16 protein-coding genes are annotated in these 18,266 nt (G+C 60.2%); 11 read left to right on the top strand and 5 right to left on the bottom strand.

From position 1 onward, the window contains the following. Positions 1-2: 2 nt before the first annotated feature. A complete protein-coding gene (locus KF794_07930) occupies positions 3-374 on the top strand; it encodes a hypothetical protein (GenBank protein ID QYK43743.1) in 372 nt (123 codons plus the stop codon). Between the two features lie 16 nt (positions 375-390). Here the strand turns inward: KF794_07930 and KF794_07925 are convergent, their stop codons facing one another. Then, positions 391-2,235 carry a CHASE3 domain-containing protein gene (locus KF794_07925; protein ID QYK43742.1) on the bottom strand — a complete coding sequence of 615 codons (1,845 nt, stop codon included), beginning with the start codon at positions 2,233-2,235 and terminating at the stop codon, positions 391-393. A 106-nt stretch (positions 2,236-2,341) separates the two neighbouring features. On the opposite strand from KF794_07925, the gene KF794_07920 reads away from it, so the two are divergent. From KF794_07920 to KF794_07905, 4 genes are all read left to right on the top strand, one after another. After that, positions 2,342-3,529: a lytic murein transglycosylase gene (locus KF794_07920; protein ID QYK43741.1), complete on the top strand. Its 1,188-nt coding sequence runs from the start codon at positions 2,342-2,344 to the stop codon at positions 3,527-3,529. A gap of 89 nt (positions 3,530-3,618) precedes the next feature. Continuing rightward, positions 3,619-5,004, top strand: a complete 1,386-nt coding sequence (locus KF794_07915; protein ID QYK43740.1) for a hypothetical protein — start codon at positions 3,619-3,621, stop codon at positions 5,002-5,004. A 485-nt stretch (positions 5,005-5,489) separates the two neighbouring features. Next, positions 5,490-6,878 carry a porin gene (locus tag KF794_07910; protein QYK43739.1) on the top strand — a complete coding sequence of 463 codons (1,389 nt, stop codon included), beginning with the start codon at positions 5,490-5,492 and terminating at the stop codon, positions 6,876-6,878. Between the two features lie 173 nt (positions 6,879-7,051). Then, positions 7,052-7,843 carry a class I SAM-dependent methyltransferase gene (locus KF794_07905; GenBank protein QYK43738.1) on the top strand — a complete coding sequence of 264 codons (792 nt, stop codon included), beginning with the start codon at positions 7,052-7,054 and terminating at the stop codon, positions 7,841-7,843. Between the two features lie 565 nt (positions 7,844-8,408). Here the strand turns inward: KF794_07905 and KF794_07900 are convergent. Both KF794_07900 and KF794_07895 read right to left on the bottom strand, forming a co-directional pair. After that, positions 8,409-9,308, bottom strand: coding sequence for an alpha/beta hydrolase (locus KF794_07900; protein QYK43737.1), 900 nt, complete (start codon positions 9,306-9,308; stop codon positions 8,409-8,411). A 49-nt stretch (positions 9,309-9,357) separates the two neighbouring features. Then, complete coding sequence (locus KF794_07895; GenBank protein ID QYK43736.1) at positions 9,358-11,349, bottom strand: lytic transglycosylase domain-containing protein; 1,992 nt, start codon at positions 11,347-11,349, stop codon at positions 9,358-9,360. Between the two features lie 39 nt (positions 11,350-11,388). Here KF794_07895 and dapA point away from each other — a divergent pair, with 39 nt between their 5' ends. After that, the gene (dapA, locus tag KF794_07890; protein ID QYK43735.1) at positions 11,389-12,399 is read left to right on the top strand and encodes a 4-hydroxy-tetrahydrodipicolinate synthase; all 1,011 of its coding nucleotides are present in this window, start codon (positions 11,389-11,391) and stop codon (positions 12,397-12,399) included. 8 nt (positions 12,400-12,407) lie between these two features. Beyond that, on the top strand, positions 12,408-12,881 hold the full coding sequence (gene smpB / locus KF794_07885) for an SsrA-binding protein SmpB (GenBank protein ID QYK43734.1): 474 nt from the start codon (positions 12,408-12,410) through the stop codon (positions 12,879-12,881). Between the two features lie 16 nt (positions 12,882-12,897). On the opposite strand, the gene KF794_07880 is transcribed toward smpB, so the two are convergent. Both KF794_07880 and KF794_07875 read right to left on the bottom strand, forming a co-directional pair. Further along, on the bottom strand, positions 12,898-13,554 hold the full coding sequence (locus KF794_07880; GenBank protein QYK43733.1) for a uracil-DNA glycosylase: 657 nt from the start codon (positions 13,552-13,554) through the stop codon (positions 12,898-12,900). Then, complete coding sequence (locus tag KF794_07875; protein ID QYK46640.1) at positions 13,551-14,165, bottom strand: NYN domain-containing protein; 615 nt, start codon at positions 14,163-14,165, stop codon at positions 13,551-13,553. Before KF794_07875 ends, KF794_07880 begins: the two co-directional genes overlap by 4 nt. A gap of 241 nt (positions 14,166-14,406) precedes the next feature. Here KF794_07875 and rpoZ point away from each other — a divergent pair, with 241 nt between their 5' ends. The 4 genes from rpoZ (at position 14,407) to acpS (ending at position 18,264) form a co-directional block, all read left to right on the top strand. Beyond that, the gene (gene rpoZ, locus KF794_07870) at positions 14,407-14,784 is read left to right on the top strand and encodes a DNA-directed RNA polymerase subunit omega (GenBank protein QYK43732.1); all 378 of its coding nucleotides are present in this window, start codon (positions 14,407-14,409) and stop codon (positions 14,782-14,784) included. A 114-nt stretch (positions 14,785-14,898) separates the two neighbouring features. Then, complete coding sequence (locus KF794_07865; GenBank protein ID QYK43731.1) at positions 14,899-17,106, top strand: bifunctional (p)ppGpp synthetase/guanosine-3',5'-bis(diphosphate) 3'-pyrophosphohydrolase; 2,208 nt, start codon at positions 14,899-14,901, stop codon at positions 17,104-17,106. Beyond that, the gene (locus tag KF794_07860; GenBank protein QYK43730.1) at positions 17,099-17,860 is read left to right on the top strand and encodes a pyridoxine 5'-phosphate synthase; all 762 of its coding nucleotides are present in this window, start codon (positions 17,099-17,101) and stop codon (positions 17,858-17,860) included. The genes KF794_07865 and KF794_07860 overlap by 8 nt, the downstream gene beginning before the upstream one ends. Further along, positions 17,857-18,264, top strand: a complete 408-nt coding sequence (gene acpS / locus KF794_07855; GenBank protein QYK43729.1) for a holo-ACP synthase — start codon at positions 17,857-17,859, stop codon at positions 18,262-18,264. Before KF794_07860 ends, acpS begins: the two co-directional genes overlap by 4 nt. Positions 18,265-18,266 lie beyond the last annotated feature (2 nt).

Below are 18,266 nucleotides of genomic sequence, written 5' to 3'. Positions count from 1 at the left end.
CGATGACGAAGAAACTTGCAGCACTCGCTTTCGTGGCACTGCTTTCGCTCGGCGCGGGCGCGCTCGCACATGCGCCGGAGAAAGGAAAGCACGGCGGCCAGCAGACCGACGCAGGGAATTATCATGTCGAAGCCGTCGCGCGCGGCAATACGCTGGAGGTGTTCGTTACCGATCACGGTGAAAAACCCGTCAGCACGAAGGGGTTCAAGGGTACTGCGGTGCTGGTCGTCAATGGCAAGGCGCAGCGCATTTCGCTCGCGCCAAAGGGCGACAACGTGCTGATCGGTACTTCGCCCGTCGAGCTGAAGGCACCGCTTCGCGGGGCCGTGCAGATCACCAACGATAGCAACGAGACGGTTCAGGCCAAGTTTTAAACGAAGGTCTGTCAGGTCAGCTTCGACGGCTTTCGCCGGCAAGCACTTCGCGTACTTTGAGGGCGAGCTGATCGATGGTGTAAGGCTTCACGATCAGTTGCGCATCGGAATCCACAACGCCGTTATGCACGACGGCGTTGTGGGTATAGCCCGTGGTATAGAGAATCCTCATGCCCGGATTGAGTTTTTCCGCTTCGGTAGCGAGCGCGCGGCCGTTCATCCCCGGCATCACGATATCGGTGAACAGCAGATTCACGCCGGGATTTTTCTTCAGGACTTCCAGCGCGGAAGGACCGGAGTCCGCGTGCAGCACGGTGTAGCCGAGTTCGCGCAGGGCGGCGACGCTGACAAGACGCACGCGGTCCTCATCTTCGACCACGAGAATAATGACCGTGGGATCCCCGGTTGGCAGAGCGGGTTTCGGCTGTGTGGACACGATGTCTTCCGCACGCTGCGTGCGCGGCAAGTAGATCTTGATGGTCGTGCCGTGATCGACCTCAGAATAGATCTTCACATGGCCACCGGTCTGTTTCACGAAGCCATAGACTTGTGAAAGACCGAGGCCGGTGCCTTTGCCGGTGGGCTTGGTCGTGAAGAAGGGATCGAAGGCGCGGTTCGCGATGTCCGTGGACATTCCGCTTCCGGTGTCCGATACCGCAATCAGTACATATTGTCCCGCGGGCACGCCGGGATGTTCGGAAGAATACGCTTCGTCGAGATAACAATTCGCGGTTTCGATGGTTAGCTTGCCGCCGCCGGGCATCGCATCGCGGGCGTTTACGCAAAGATTAAGAATTGCATTCTCGACTTCGCCCGGATCGGCGTGAGTGCGCCACAAGCCGCCGGCAAGCACCGTTTCCATTTGCACGTTTTCACCGATGGTGCGGCGGAGTAGTTCCGACATGCCTGCGACCAGCTTGTTAAGGTCGAGCGTCGCGGGCTGTAGCGGCTGCTGACGAGAGAACGCGAGCAAGCGGCTGGTGAGGGTGGCCGCGCGTTGCGCGCCTTCCATCGCTGCGTCCGAATACTTGGATACGTCGGTATCGCCGCGGGCGAGACGTTTCTGCATCAGGCTCAGAGAGCCGATGACGATGGCGAGCATGTTGTTGAAGTCGTGCGCGATGCCGCCGGTGAGTTGTCCGACCGCTTCCATCTTCTGCATCTGGCGGATACGGGTTTCGGCGCTGGCGCGTTTTGCCGTCTCGGAGACAAGTTCGCGGATGTAGCGGGACATGATGGTGAAGACGGCGAAAATCATGACCAGCACGAGCAAGACCGAGGCAAGTACGCCCCACCAAAGTTTCCGTGTGGTTTCGTCGGTTTCCGCGAGACGTTCTTTAAGAATCCTGTCGTCGAACGCGTGCATCTGGTTGATCATCTCGCGGACGTCATCCATGAGGCGCTTGCCAAGATCGGTCTGCACCAGCGCCAACGCCGCTTCGCGCTCGCCTTTTTTAAAAAGATCGATGGTGGTCTGCAGTTCGGAGAATTTTTTTTCGGCAAGTGACCGGATGCCGGCAAGCTGTACGGCCCGTTCTTGGCGCTTAATCAGCTTGGCGATAAGGGTTAGCTCCTCATCGAACGCAGCGGCCGTGCCTTCGTATGGCTTTAGATAATCGGGATTACCTGTGAGCAGGTAACCGCGCTGGCCGGTTTCGGCATCTTGCAGGAGCGATAATGCTTTCGTGAACCTTGCCTGCATTTCGAGGACGCGCCGCACGTCGGCATTGTCGTCGGCCTGCTGTTTCGCAAGCCATGCGAACGCACCGACCACCAGAACCAGAAGCGCAAAACCCAGCCCAAGCAATACGGACTGGATACCACGGCGCGGCGCGGGAAGGTTCAGGGATTTGTAGGGCATCGGTTTCCGGGGCTGGCAGGCATTGTCTCTTACAATATTCCTACAACATTCCTTGCGAACAAACACAGGCCTCTGCGTAAGAAGAAGAGGCGTGCTATGCAATGCGATGCTTGCGAATTCACGACTCGTCTCTGTCTTGTTCCTGACCGTAATCCTTGGTGCTGGCGGCGCTTTCGCCCAGGAAAAAAGTTCCGGAACTTTTCGCTCGTTCCTCTCGGCGTTGTGGCCGGATGCGCGCAAGCTGGGCGTATCGCGCGAAACCTTCGATGCCGCGGTTGCCGGATTGACCCCCGATGCGGAAATCCTTCCCCTCACGAAGCGCCAGCCTGAATACAATAAGCCAATCGGGGAATATCTCCGCGGCCGTGTCACCGGTGGATTGGTGGCGGGTGGCAGAAAGAACGCGGAGAAGTGGGCGGATACGCTGGCCGCGATCGAAAAACAGTATGGCGTCGACCGCCATGTCATCGTTGCGATCTGGGGACTGGAGACGGGCTACGGCTCGTTCACGGGCGGCAAGGACGTGATCCGCTCGCTGGCGACCCTCGCGCATGCGCGCTATCGCGACGACTTCTTCCGCAATGAAATGCTCGCGGCGCTCCAGATTCTGGAACAGGAACATATTACCCGCGAGAAGATGCGCGGTTCATGGGCCGGGGCGATGGGACAGGCACAATTCATCCCCACCAGTTTCTTGAAGTTCGCGGTCGATCAGTCCGGCGATGGCAGGCGCGATATCTGGACCAACGTGCCCGACGTGCTTGGCTCCATTGCCAATTATCTCCGCAAGAACGGTTGGGAGCGCGGATTACCATGGGGTTTCGAGGTAACGGTGCCGCAGGGCTTCGATTACCGCGTCAGCCGCAACTCCTTCCGCGAATGGAATGCGCTCGGCGTGAAACGCGCTGACGGCGGCAAGCTGCCAGCGGAAGGCAACGCGATTCTGTTTTTTCCGAGCGGGGCGAACGGACCGGGCTTTCTGATCACGAAGAACTACGAAGCCATCAAGACCTATAATATCTCGGACGCCTATTCGCTCGCAGTTGCGAATACCGCAGACCGTTTGCGCGGACGCGGAGCGTTCGCCGGGACATGGCCGAACGATCCGCCGCTGCCGCGAGAGCGGCGGATCTGGCTGCAAAAGCGGATGCAGGCACTCAGCATTCCTGTGAACAATACGGTCGGCCAGATCGACTTCGATCTCCGCGACCGCATCCGCGAATTACAGGTTAAATTCGGAATGGTGCCGGATGGCAATCCCACCGAGGTCCTGTTGCAGCGTCTAGAGAAGTAAGTATTCCGCCTGGCGGTTATAAACAGGATTAACGCTATATAAAGCGCGCGCCGGCCATACTTCGCCGCTTTTCGATCGGGGGCTGGCGCGTGGCAATTCCGTCTGCATTTCAGGTGCGGTTGGGGCTTTATGGCTTCGCCAGCGAGCGCGAGTCGCAGCGTCTGCAGCGCCGCCATATCTGGGACTTGGTCGAAACGCACCTTGCCGGCGCAGTCGGCGGCGTTATCGACTATTCGGCAGAATATGCGCCGGCTTATGCCCGCACGCTCGACAAGAACCGCGAGGAAATCACCCGCGTGGTCGTGGAGTCTACGAAAGGACTCTGCCTGCATCCGTTCGATGAGGCATGGGTAGCGGCGGCATATGATCGGGCGAAATTCGAAATCCGCCTCACGCTCGATATGCGCGCCCGGGCGACGTTCAGCCGTCCGCTGCTAAGCGGCATCTTCCGGCGTCTCGGCAAAACCTACTGGTCGGGAGCGAAGGTCGCAGAGCTTGCCGATGTGGCAACGCGGTTGTTCCTGCTGGACAATGCAAATGCCGTTGCTTGTCACAACGAACTGGCTGTCAGCGAGAGCAAGGTACGTGGCGACAAGCTTGGCGAGGCGATCGGAAAATTCGGCATCGTAATAGAGCAGGTACGCAAATCCATCGCAGGCGCGGCGGGTCAATTGAGCGAGTCGTCGGCACGGCTGTCGTCGCTGGCGCAAAGCTCGAATAGTCACGCCAATCTCGCCGCGGGCATCGCGGAAACTTCCGCAAAAGATGCAAACCGGATGGCCAGCGCGGCCGAGGAGTTGTCTTCCGCCATTGCAGACATTCGCGGCCGTTCCACGCAAAGCGCGCGGATGTCGCTGGAAGCGGTTGATCTCGCTCGGCGCGCGAACGACATCGTCGCTTCGCTGTCTGAGTCCGTCGATCGGGTCGGCTCGGTGGTCGGATTGATTTCGCAGATTGCCTCGCAAACCAATCTGCTTGCGCTGAATGCGACTATCGAGGCGGCACGCGCGGGAGAAGCGGGCAGGGGCTTTGCTGTCGTCGCCAGCGAAGTAAAGTCGCTCTCGACGCAAACTTCGCGCGCGACCGACGAGATTTCAGAGCAGATTTCGAAAATCCAGGAAGCGACGCGGCAATCCGTCGGCGAGATCGCCTCCTGCGGCCGTGCAATCGGCGAAGTTGCGGCAACGGTTGAAGCGCTATCGGGTTCGGTCGACCAGCAGGCGGATGCCACCAGCAGCATTGCCCAAAGTACGAGCCGCACCTCCGGCTACGCGAATGAAGTCGCCGATGCGATGCAGAAGGCCGCGCATTCCATCTCGCAGACTGATGCGGAGGCGAATGCCGCCCGCGATCTTGCATTCGATCTCGGCAAGTGTCTGTCCGAACTAGACCATGCGGTTGAAGCGTTGCTGGCGGTTGCGCGTACGGAGGGGGAAGGGCCGAAACCCTTCGCGGACGTAGCCAGACGGGCCTGAGCGCGATTTTCTGTGATTCCGTAGGGATCGGCCGATTCGGGTATTTAGATACCTATTTCCACGACTTGTATACAGTAAGGCCTGCCCACAACCCCCGGTGCACAACCGTGGCGAAGACTTCCTAACCCATTGATATTGTTTGTGTTCCGAAAACATAACCGTGGCGTTTCTGCAACACAAATGGGGAATCGAGGTTCCCTATGCCCCCAAAAGCATCATTCACATTGAACGGTAAGGTGCCTTGGCTAAGGTGACCCTGCGACAGAGGGGGGAGCTCCAATCGGGGGGAACCTTGCGTCGCACCCGTCCGGTTTCGACGGCTTCTGTCAGGGTTTTGTACGAACTCTCAAAAGTTCGAGGCAGGCACGAAGTCGGATCGGGTGGTTCGCGGGGAATTTGGGGATTTTTCCAAAGGGCGTCAGCCCTCCGGAGTAAGACCCGCTCCCTCAGGCATTTTTGAGAGAGAAGACTCTTTGGAGGTCACGATGAAGATGGTGAAAAGCCTCATCCTCGGCACCGCTGCAGCTTTCGCAGCGACCGCCGCGGCGCAGGCAGCGGACCTTCCCGTAAAGGCCAAGCCGGTCGGTTACGTGAAGATTTGTCCGCAGTATGGTCCGGGCTTCTACTACATCCCGGGCACGGATATCTGCATTAAGGTTGGCGGTCTCGCCACGATGGAATTCGGCATTCGCAACGGTAACCAGACGACCGAAGCGCCGATCTCCTCGTCGGGCAACGGCACCAACCTCGTTATCAACCGTGAAGATAACGACTACATGGCCCGTTCGCGTATCTACCTGATCCTCGACACGCGCCAGGCCACCCCGTACGGCGTTCTGCGCACCTACGTGCGTCAGCCGTTCGGCGTTTCGACCTCGGGCAACGGTGGTACCACCGCTCCGGGTCTCGCCACTGCGACCGCCGGCGCCGAACTCGCGTTCCTCCAGTTCGCGGGCTTCACCGTTGGTCAGACCGACTCGTTCTTCACGTTCGGTAACAACTACAACGGCATCGGCATGGCTTCGGTCCACTGGACCTGGACCCAGGTCATTGCCTACACCGCGAACTTCGGTGGCGGTCTCTCGGCGACGGTCTCGCTCGAAGATCCGTCCTCGACCCGTTACGGCATTGCCAACACGATCTATCAGGCTGCTACTCCGGGTGGTGCTGCTGCTCCGCTGGGTATCGGTGATGCGTCGGCTGGCTTCCGCATGCCGAACATCGTTGGCAACATCCGCATCGATCAGGCGTGGGGTTCTGCGCAGATCATGGGTGCTGTCACGGAACTGGAAGTCAACGGCAACACTTTTGCCGGTGGTCTGCTTCCGGCTGGTGTGTACCCGAACTCGAATGGTTACGCGATCGGTGCTGGCATCGTCGTGAACCTGCCGTTCATTGCTCCGGGTGACACGATCAGCATCCAGGGCGTGTACTCCGAAGGCGCGGTGGAATACACCGGTCTCGGCGGCAACCCGCTCCGCAACGGTCCGGGCTTCGGCTTCCGTCAGGCGGCTGGTGCTGTTGGCGGTCCGGCCTTCACTGCGGTTGACGCAGTCGCTACTGCGACTGGCCTTGAGCGCACGGAAGCCTGGTCGATCAACGGTCAGTTCCGTCACTTCTTCTCGCCGTCTCTGCGCGTTGCAGTGTTCGCGGGCTACACCGAAGTTAACTTCGGCCCGATCGCGACCGCTCAGGGCTATCCGAGCGCCGAGATCACCCAGATCGGTGGTAACATCGCCTGGTCGCCGGTTAAGGACCTGAACATCCAGCTGGACGTTCTGTGGACGGACATGTCGACCTCCGCAACTGCTCTGCAGGCTGCCGGTTCGGATGACATCCTCGCGTTCCGCGTGAACGTCAACCGTCCGTTCTGATCTAACGATCGGATAAGACTAGGAAACCCCGGCGGGAAACCGCCGGGGTTTTCGTTTGTGTATCGATGATCGGTCCGATTGCGCATGTTAATCACTTGGCCGATTAGACTTGCACTACAGCTTGTTTTGCCTGACGCTCACCTCAATATTTGGGGACTTGCTGGAAACTGGGGATGCAACGCTCGGCGAGTGGCTTGCAAGGTCATGGCTCTGCCTCGCTAAAAGCCACGAACGATTTTGTCCTGGCGAAATTACGCGAGGGCGGCAAGATAAATGGCGCCTTACTCGATCTGGGAGCTGGCACCGGTTACTTCACGAGGCTGCTTTCTTCTGAACGGGAAAAGAGCGGCTTGAAGCCCGGTCAATCGCTTTTCGCTTGCGATATTGCTGGCGGAGCATTTCAGGCCGAAGGGGCCACGTTCCACGAGTTCGATGCTAACAACGGAATGCCTTACGAGAGCGGCACATTCGATGGAGTTGCTGCAATTGAGGTATTCGAGCATACGCGCGCACCATACGATGTAATCGCTGACGTTTATCGCATTCTGAAACCGGGCGGGGTGCTGATTTTTTCGGTCCCCAACCCCGGTCACGCGCTTTCGCGAGTGAAGTTTCTTTTCTCCGGCCACTTTCACATGTTTCCGTCGCCTAGCATTCTCCCGGAGAACGGTGGCCGCATCTCCGGTCACATCGCTGCGCTACCTTATCAGTATTGGAATTATGGCCTGCGCCGCGCCGGATTTCGCAATATTGAACTCTACAGTGATCGCTCAAAGCGAAGTGCATCGATTATCGCGACGATGCTCTGGCCATTTACACGCTTAGCGACCCGGAAGCACGTCAATCGGATCGCGCGTAAAGAGCCAAAGCTGTACGAAGAGACTCACGATGTTGCCAGAACGGCAAACTCGTGGAACGCGCTAACGTCCCGTAGTCTCATCATCGTTGCATCGAAACCCCAATGAAAAAATCTACTTGGCTAGATATTGCTAGATTACTGACGCTTGGCGTGGCGTACACTGGCTGTTATCTGCTCTATCTGCTTGTGCAATCATACACCGGGCAACTCGTGGCCATGGTGATAGCTACCGGTATCGGATTTGTCGTTGGTCACACTGTCATTCATGATGCGACCATTGCGACAAATCAAATGAGACGAAGGAAGCAATCGACGTGAGCCGGGGCTACCTTACCGCTATTAAGATGGCGATGTGGGCCTACATCATCTCGGCTACAATCGTTAGCGGCTTGTTGTTTTCGCATAGAAAGAATGTTGGAGATTTTTTGCTATGCGCCTTGCTAATTGTCTGCGTTATTGTCGTGTTTATTTTCCAACGCCGAATTAAGTTAACCGAATAGGACTCTTATGGGCTTTTTCGATTTAGCAGATTGGACATTTTTTACGATCTTCGCAGTTTCTTTCGGCCTGCTGTGCGCGATAGTTGCCATCGGCGTGCAGCTTCATCGTGAGGCAAAAGTGGAAGACGAGTACGAGCGACAAAGAATCCAGCAAGATTAGTTGCTGGCACCTTACGACGAGAATTTGCTTTCTTCGGTATCGGCGCGAATTGCAAGCTTGCGAATGGGGCCGATCATGCGTTCGTCGGCGAGCGTGGGCGGATGGCCGACGCCCGGTATCTCGATCGCGGCCATATCCGGATGCCGCGCTTTCATCTCCGTCACCGTCTCGCGCGAAAGCAGATTCGAGTGCTCGCCGCGGAAGACCAGCAGCGGCGCGTTCTTCAGTCCGTCGAACAACGGCCACATGGGTGGTGCGGGCACATCCGCACGGATGTCTTTCAGGTTGAACGCGATGGCCGGATCGGAGCGGCCGATTAGGGCGTTCTCATCTTCAATCCAAGAAATCCGTGCGTAGCGATTCCAGTCGTGTGCGGTGAACGCTGGGAACTCGTGTTCCATCGTCGTTTTTAGAATCCGCACGGCATCGTTCCAATCTTTCGGCTGGGGTAGCTTGCCGACATAGGACTGGATACGCAGCAGGCCCGGCATTTCCAGCACTGGCCCGATATCGTTCAGCACCGCGCCCGCGATGACGGATGGCTTTGCCGCCGTCAGCGCCATGGTGAGAATACCGCCGCGTGATGTGCCGATGAACACCGCGCGCTCGATGTTGAGCGCGTTCAGCACGGTGAGGAGATCGTTCAGTTCGACCGGCACCGCGTAGTTGGCCGGATTCGGATCGCGGTCCGACAGCCCGCGTCCGCGCGAGGAAAGCGCCAATACGCGGCGAGGTGCGTCCGCATCGAAAGCGAGCGCCTCGATCAGTTCGCGGAAATCTTCGTTGGTGCGCGTTAGCCCGGGAAGGCAAATCATGGGCAGCCGGCGAACATCCCGCGGTCCTGCGTCGAGCAGGTGCAGCTTCAGGCCGTCCGTACTAGTAATATATAAATCATTGATTTTGTTGGTCATTTTTGGTCAGAAAGCTGTAACGGCGGCGAGGGCCTGTGGTCTGCCTAGCCTAGCCGTCGTTGCCGCCGCGGGCGAGGTCGGACTCGATGCTATGCGTGCGCTTGTTGGTGAGCAGCGCGCGGTAGACCTGCAGGTTTTCCAGCACGCGAAGAATATAGAGCCGCGTTTCGGTGATCGGAATGCGTTCGATCCAGTCGATGATTGCTTCCGTTTGCGCGCCGCGCGGATCGCCGCGCAGGTTCATCCATTGGCGCGCGCGTCCCGGTCCGGCGTTGTAGCCGATGAAGGTCAGCACGTAGGAGCCGTTGAACGTCTGCACCAGATGGCCGAGTTCGGCGGAACCGAACGTGACGTTATAAGCCGGGTCGCGTTGCAGCTTGTTGAAGTCGAACGGGACCCCGATGCGCCGCGCGATGCCGACGCCGGTCGGACGGATCACCTGCATCAGGCCATAGGCATTCGCGGGCGAGACGGCGTAAGGATTGAACTCGCTTTCCTGCCGCGCAATTGCATAGACCACGCCTTTCTCGATCGGCGGTCCCAGATGTTTGTAATCGGGGATGCCGGTAAGAGGGAACGCGATAGCATCGACCGGCAGGCCACGATCCAGACCTTGCTTGCCGATGATGACCAGCGCGCGGTTGTCGCCGTTGGCGCGCGCGATTTCCGCGAGCAGCACCGCGGTTGCGGTGGTCGGCGAGCGGTCGATGATGTCGATGGCGAAAGGGATCACCAGATCGGTGGCGCCGGCTGCGTAAAGCAGCCGGAATGCGCGCGTCGCCTCGTTGTTGTTGAACTGGGTCCGGTCCGCATCGCTGACCTGTGGGGTAGCGCGAAACGGGAGGTCGCCGCGCTTCAGCTTTGCGCGGGCGAGTTGGCCATAGAACGCAAGATGATGGCGCGCGGCCAGCTCATAGGCCGAGCGCGCGCCGATTGCGTCGTTCAATGCTTCCGCGGCGCGGCCCTGCCAGTAAAGCGCGCGCGCGATGTAGAACGGTTGCGGCGTGGGTATCGCCTGCGAGAAATGCCGCTTTGCTGTCGCCGGGTCCTTCAGGTAGCGCAGCGCTACCCAGCCTGCGGTGAAATGGACATCGGCCTGCAGAATATCGTTGTCGGGCGTCACCGCGGTATTCGCCACGCGATACGCCAGTTGTGGATTCTTGTCGTCGAGCAGCGCGCGGATGACGAGGCGGCGCTCGCGCCACCAGTCGTCGGCGTCGGGCGAGTTGGCGGGGATTTTCGGCGCCTGCAACATGAATTCGGCGGCCGCCTTGGCGTCGTTGCCGCGGCGCGCGAGATAGGCGCGCGCATAGAGATAGCTGGCATCCTTGCGCAGATGCGCGGGCACGGCATCGAGCAGCGATTTTGCGTTTCCGGCGCGCTGTAGCGCGGCATTGCGTGCCTTGCTGAGCAACGCGACGTCCTTGCTCGCGCGCTCGGCTGCGCGCTGCGCTGCTTCGAATTTCTCAAGGTAGAACAGCCGGTCGGCGCGCGCCTTGTGGTCGGCGCTGGTCAGCAGGCTGCCGTGCGCGCTCAGGATTTCCTGCTCAAGCGACCCGGTGAGTTCTTCCTCGCGCCATGCACGGCGTAACCAGCCGAGCGCATGGGCCTGGTGGTTGGACGCAATCAGCGCACGGGCGAGGGCGATCATGCCATCGCCGGAAACCGGCTGCGCGTTGCCGAAATAGCCGAGGACCGTTTTCGGGTCGCGCTTCTCGCTGAGTAACAGGCTTTCGGCGCGGCGGCGGATCAGGGTGGGGCTGGGCCAGTGCGGGTTCTGGCGGATGAAAGCCTGGATCCGGTCGAAGCCGATGTCTTTGGGGGTCAGGCGGATCGCGAGCCAGGTAACGAGGTTGCGCGCTGCCGGGTCGCTCATCTTCGCGCCGAGAGCGTCTGCTTCCCGGAACTCGCCGTCTTTCAGGTGCTCAAGGGCTTTCTTGAGATTTGCGGCATCAGGAGGGGTTTGCGCGGCCGCCGGTATGGCGAAGGCTGCGGCAATCAATAACAGCGCGGCAATGACGCGGCCGAATGGCGGTCGCATCCGTCTCCCTCTGGTCCCTGACCCCCGAAATGGACTGATATGTATGAATCGGTGGTTACTGTAGCGATATGGCGGGGCAAGGGCAGCAAAAAAGCCCGGTTTCCCTTCCGCCGGACCGCTTTCCACGCTATTTCAGGCGCTTCGTTTTCAGCCCAGCCACAGGAGACTGTCGTGCAGTTCCGAGGATCGTTCACCGCGCTCGTTACCCCGTTCAAGAACGGCGGACTGGACGAGAAAGCGTTTCGCGACCTCGTGGAATGGCAGATCACCGAAGGCACGCAGGGTCTGGTTCCGGTCGGCACCACGGGCGAAAGCCCGACGCTGTCCCATGAAGAGCATCACAAGGTGGTCGAGTGGTGCGTTGATCAGGCGAAGGGGCGGGTGCCGGTGATTGCAGGCGCCGGGTCCAACAACACGCTCGAGGCCGTCTCGCTGGCGCGGCACGCCGAGAAGGCGGGCGCGGAAGCGGTGCTGGTGGTCACGCCGTATTACAACAAGCCGACGCAGGAAGGCATGTACGTTCACTTCAAGGCGGTGAACGATGCGATCGGCATTCCGATCATCATCTACAACATCCCGCCGCGCTCGGTGGTCGACATGTCGGTCGATACCATGAAGCGGCTGTATGAGCTGAAGAACATCGCCGGCGTGAAGGACGCGACCGCGAATATCGGCCGCGTCTCGCAGCAGCGCCACGCGCTCGGCCCGGATTTCATCCAGCTTTCCGGCGAGGACATGACCGCGCTCGCCTATAACGCGGCGGGCGGGCACGGCTGCATTTCGGTGACGTCGAATGTCGCGCCGGCGCTGTGCGCGCAGATGCAGAACGCTTCGCTGTCCGGCGATTATGCTGGAGCACTGAAGATTCAGGACCGCCTGACGCCGCTGCACGATGCGATCTTCTTCGAGCCGGGCGTGGCTGGCGCAAAAGCCGGTTTGCAGATGCTTGGCCGTTGCGAGGAGATCGTGCGCTCGCCGCTTCTTCCCGCTTCCGCGAAGACCAAGGAAGCCATCAAGAGCGCCATGGTCTACGCCGGGCTGTTGAACTAGGTCCGGCAATGGCCAAGAAGGCCGAGCCGAAAAACAAGGTCGCCGCCGACAACCGCAAGGCTCGCTTCAACTACGCCATCGGCGAAAGTTTCGAGGCGGGCATTGCGCTGACCGGAACGGAAGTGAAGTCGCTGCGCAACGGCAAAGCGACCATTGCGGAGTCCTATGCCGATGCAAAGGACGGCGAGATCTGGCTCGTCAACGCCAACATTCCCGAATACTTGCAGGCAAACCGCAACAACCATGCACCGAAAAGGCCGCGCAAGCTGTTGCTGCATAAGCGGCAGATCAACAAGCTGATCGGCGCGGTGGAGCGCGAAGGCATGACCATCGTGCCGCTCAAGCTCTATTTCAATCCGCGCGGACGGGCGAAAATCGAGATCGCGCTCGCGAAGGGCAAGAAGCTGCACGACAAGCGCGAGACCGAAAAGAAACGCGACTGGTCACGCGAGCGTGGCCGCCTGCTGCGCGATAAAGGCTGACTTCTGCGCTGGTAAGCTAAGCAATCGCGCCGAAGCTCGCGCGCACGTTGGAAAAAACTTCGCGAAACATGTCGGGCGTCAGCACGCCGGTATTCGTGTTGTAGCGCGAGCAGTGATAGCTATCGAACAGTCGCACATTCTCGAAGTCGTGGATCATGCCGTGGCCGAACTTGTGCCGCGCCATTTTCGAGCCGAGCGCGACCACTACAGAGTCGTGCGCAATCTTGCCGAGCGCGACGATGCGCTTAAGATTCGGCATCTCGTTCAGTGCGGTGGTGAGGAAAACGCGGCAGGTGCGGATTTCATCGACGGTTGGCTTGTTTTCCGGGGGCACGCAACGCACCGCATTCGTGATGCGGGTATCGATGAGTTGCAGCGTGTCGTCGGCGCGCTGTTCGTAATTGCCCTTGGCAAAGCCGAATTCTTTCAGCGTGCCGTAGAGCAGGTCACCGGCATAATCGCCGGTGAAGGGACGGCCGGTCTGGTTCGCGCCGTGAAGACCGGGAGCCAGTCCGACGATCAGCAGCCGCGCGCCGGCAGGTCCGAAAGAGGGGACCGGCGCGTTGAAATAGGCGGGGAATTGCTTGCGGTTCGCCTTGCGAAAGGCGGTCAGCCGCGGACAGAGCGGGCAGTCGCGGCCCGGTTCGGCAAGCTCGGCGGTCGCTTCGCTCAAGCGTCCTCGGTTTCGTCGAAGCTGGACGGGCCGGTCTGCCGCTGCAAGAAATTGGGAGCGTTCTGCATGCGCTGCGAGCGCTCGCCCGGATCGCGGCCGATCTTCTGCGCCAGTTCCGAGATGTCGAGGAATACGTCAGCCTGTCGGCGCAGATCGTCGGCGATCATGGGCGGCTGGGTGGTGATGGTGGAGACGACGGTCACGCGCACACCGCGGCGTTGCACTGACTCGACTACGGGGCGGAAGTCGCCGTCGCCGGAGAAAAGCACCACATGGTCGAGGTGCTCGGCCAGCTCCATCACATCGACCGCGAGTTCGAGATCCATGTTGCCCTTGACCTTGCGGCGGCCGGTGGAGTCCGTGAATTCCTTGGCGGGTTTGGTGACGACCGTATAGCCGTTGTAATCGAGCCAATCGAGCAGGGGTCGGATCGAGGAATATTCCTGATCTTCGATCAGGGCGGTGTAATAGAAAGCGCGCAGAAGATTGCCGCGGCTTTGAAATTCCTTGAGCAGACGCTTGTAGTCGATGTCGAAGCCGAGGCTTTTCGTGGTGGCGTAGAGATTGGCGCCATCAATAAAGAGAGCAGTTTTTTCGGCCGTTTGCGACATCATGGGTTCCTGAACGAATACAGCGTGAATAGGGTCACGCCCGGAACTGCCAATATCAGCGAAAGCAATATTCTCGCCGAGCGTTCTGTTAGGTAGCAGGGCATTGCGGCGGGAAGAAAGCGCTACCTCCGGGCTATATCGCCGCGCCCCATGCATTTGACGCAATGCTTGCACCCCGAGCGCAACTCGGGGTATAGGAGCCTCGATTCAGGACACCCTCTAGCTTGTGGAGCCGACGCCGATGGCGCGCGTAACCGTCGAAGATTGCATCGACAAGGTCGAAAACCGCTTCGATCTCGTATTGCTGGCAGGCCATCGCGCCCGCACGATCTCGTCCGGCTCCGCCATCACCGTCGATCGCGACAACGACAAGAACCCGGTCGTGGCGCTCCGCGAGATTGCCGACGAGACCATCTCGCCGGGCGACCTGAAGGAAGAGCTGATCCACTCGCTTCAGAAGTTCACCGAAGTGGACGAGCCGGAGCCGGAAGCGGTGCCGATGATCGCCGGGGGCACTGGCGAGGACGCCGTGGTCATGGACCGCATGAGCGAGGAAGAGCTGCTGGCCGGCCTGCAGGGCCTCGTCCCGCCGGAGCAGACCGAGGAAGAAGAGGGCTAACCGCTTAACGCCGTTAGCTATTTTCCAGAGACTATTCGCCGGGGCGCAGCTCCGATGCTATTTTAGGGCATTCACCCCGGGACGACTCGTCGTGGGTCCGGAGCCTGTTGCCCAATGATGCGCCAGTACGAACTCGTTGACCGGGTTCGTCGCTACAATCCTGCGACCAACGAGGACCTGCTCAACGGGGCCTACGTCTATGCCATGAAGGCGCATGGTACGCAGAAACGCGCCTCCGGCGATCCCTATTTCTCGCATCCGCTCGAAGTCGCCGCGATCCTCACCGAACTGAAGCTGGACGATGCGACCATCGCCGCGGCGCTACTGCACGACACCATCGAAGATACCAAGGCGACGCGTGACGAGATCACCAAGCTGTTCGGGAAGGACATCGGCACGCTGGTCGAAGGCCTCACCAAGATCCGCCGTCTCGACCTGGTGTCGCGGCAGGCGGCGCAGGCTGAAAATCTCCGCAAGCTGCTACTCGCCATTGCCGAAGACGTCCGCGTACTGCTGGTGAAGCTGGCTGACCGCCTCCACAACATGCGCACGCTGAAGTTCGTGCCGGAAGAGAAGCGCAACCGCATCGCGGAGGAGACGCTCGAAATCTATGCCCCGCTTGCCGGGCGCATGGGCATGCACGACATGCGCGAGGAACTGGAGGATCTTTCGTTCCGCCAGTTGCAGCCTGACGTCTATCGCACCATCGAGACGCGGCTGACCGAATTACGCGAACGCAACGCAGGACTCATCAAGGGTATTGAAGAAGAACTGAGCGGCGAACTGAACCGCGCAGGCATCCAGTCGAAAGTGCGCGGACGCGAGAAGCGGCCGTATTCGACCTGGAAGAAAATGGAGCGCAAAGCGGTTGGCTTCGAGCAGCTTTCCGATCTCTACGGCTTTCGCGTCGTCGTCGATACGATACCGGGTTGTTACCAAGCCGTCGGCATCATTCATACGAAGTGGCCGTTCGTTCCGGGCCGCTTCAAGGATTATATCTCGACGCCGAAGCAGAACGATTATCGTTCACTGCACACCACCGTGGTCGGGCCGGGACGCCAGCGCGTCGAACTGCAAATCCGCACGCAGCAGATGGACCGTATCGCGGAATACGGCATCGCCGCGCACGCGCTTTATAAAGACGGAAGCTCTGCGCTCGAAACGCTGGAGCGCGACTCCGGCGCTTATGCGTGGTTGCGGCGAACCGTCGAGATGCTTGCCGAAGGTTCAAGCCCGGAAGAATTCCTTGAGCACACCAAGCTCGAACTTTTCCACGACCAGGTGTTCTGCTTCACGCCGAAGGGCAGGCTGATTTCGCTGCCGCGCAAGGCGACGCCGATCGACTTCGCTTATGCTGTGCATACAGATGTCGGCAACAGCGCCATCGGGTGCAAGATCAACGGTCAGATCGCGCCGCTGGTTTCCGAATTGCAGACCGGCGACGAAGTCGAGATCATCCGGGGCGACGCGAAGACGCCGCCGGCGGCGTGGGATGCCATCGTGATTACCGGTAAGGCACGCGCTGCGATCCGCCGTGCGACGCGCTCGGCAGTACGCGCGCAGTATACCGGCCTCGGCCGCAAGATGGTGGAGCGCGCGTTTGCGCGCATCGAGAAGCCTTTTTCCGACGAGAAGTTGCAGGTTTCGCTTTCGCGTCTGGCGCGTCATTCGGTCGACGATGTGTTCTCGTCGGTCGGGCGCGGCGAGATCAGGCCGGAAGACGTAGTGCGCGCAGTCGAGCCGGAATGGAAAGGCGAGCGTATCAGCGGTGCGAAAACCGCGAAGAACGAGGGCGGCTGGTTTGGATTGCGCCGCGCCAGTTCGCTGAAGTTTCGCATTCCGGGACGCGCCGTCGAAGAAGACAAGCCAGCGGCTATTCCCATTCGCGGCATCAATGGCGAATTGCCGGTGCGCTTCGCGCCGAACGGCGGCGCGGTGCCGGGCGACCGCATCGTCGGCATCCTCAATCCGGGTGAGGGGATCACGATCTACCCGATCCATTCGCCTGCGCTGAAAGAGTTCGACGACCAGCCGGAACGCTGGCTCGACGTGCGCTGGGACGTGGAAAGCGACGAACCGCACCGCTTCCCGTCGCAGATTGTAGTGAAGGCGCCGAACACGCCCGGCACGCTGGCGCAGATCGCGACCGTGATCGGCGAGCACGGCGGCAACATTGACAACGTGCGCATCTTCCGCCGCTCCGGCGACTTCAGTGAACTCACCATCGACGTCGAGGTATTCGACCTGAAACATCTCAATTCCATTCTGACGCAGCTTCGTGCAAAGAAGGTGGTTTCCAGCGCGGAGCGCGCGAATGGCTGACAATCCGATCCGTCTCGGCGTGAACGTCGATCACGTTGCAACGCTTCGCAACGCGCGGGGCGGTTATCTGCCCGATCCGGTGCGGGCCGCGCGCGCGGCGATTTCGGCGGGAGCGCATGGCATCACCGTACATTTGCGCGAGGATCGCCGTCATATCCGCGACGGCGATGTCGAACGCATGATGCGCGAGGTTCATGCGCCGCTGAATCTGGAGATGGCCGCGACCGAGGAAATGATCGGCATTGCGCTGAAGCTGAAGCCACATGCGGTTTGCCTCGTCCCTGAAAAGCGCAGCGAACGCACCACCGAAGGCGGGCTGGATGTAGTCGCAGGCGGTACGGCGCTGGCGCGGGCGGTCGAGCGGCTTGCCGCTTCAAGCCGCGTCTCGCTGTTCGTCGCGCCCGATGCGGACCAGATCAAGACATCGAAGAATATCGGCGCAGCAGTCGTTGAGTTGCATACGGGTACATGGTGCGAAGCCATCGCTGCGAAGGAAGAACCGGAAGCGCGTGCGGAATTGCAAAAACTCGCTTCGGGCGCGCGGCTTGCCGCTTCGCTCGGACTGGAAGTGCATGCAGGCCACGGTCTCGATTTTGAAACGGCGGAAGCAATCGCCGCCTTTCCGGAAATCGCCGAACTCAATATCGGTCACTACATGATCGGCGAGGCATTGTTCTCCGGGCTGGATGCCGTGATCCGCAACATGCTTGCTGCAATGGCACGCGGGCGTGCACACGCTGGACGGGCGGCATGATTATCGGCGTCGGCATCGATCTTTGCGATGCGCGCCGGATCGCGCGCAGCATCGAGCGTTTCGGCGACAGGTTTCTTGACAGGATTTATACGGCTGAAGAACGCCACCGCTCGGACAAGCGAAAGCTGCGCGCGGAATCCTATGCCAAGCGCTTCGCTGCGAAGGAAGCCTGCGCCAAGGCGCTCGGCACCGGCTTCCGGCGTGGCGTGTTCTTCCGCGACCTGGGGGTCGTAAACCTGCCGTCGGGCAAACCGACGATGGCGCTGACTGGCGGTGCCCTGAAGCGGCTGGAAGCCCTGATTCCGCCGGGATTTACGGTGCAGATCGACCTTGCGCTAACCGACGAAGGGCCGTTGGCGCAGGCCATCGTCGTGATTTCCGCGGTCCCACAGGCGGCGGCCTAGCC

It is taken from the genome of Xanthobacteraceae bacterium, assembly GCA_019454205.1.
Lineage (GTDB): Bacteria > Pseudomonadota > Alphaproteobacteria > Rhizobiales > Xanthobacteraceae.
Note: the sequence above shows the minus strand (reverse complement) of the source record. Positions and strands in the feature narration are given on the sequence as shown.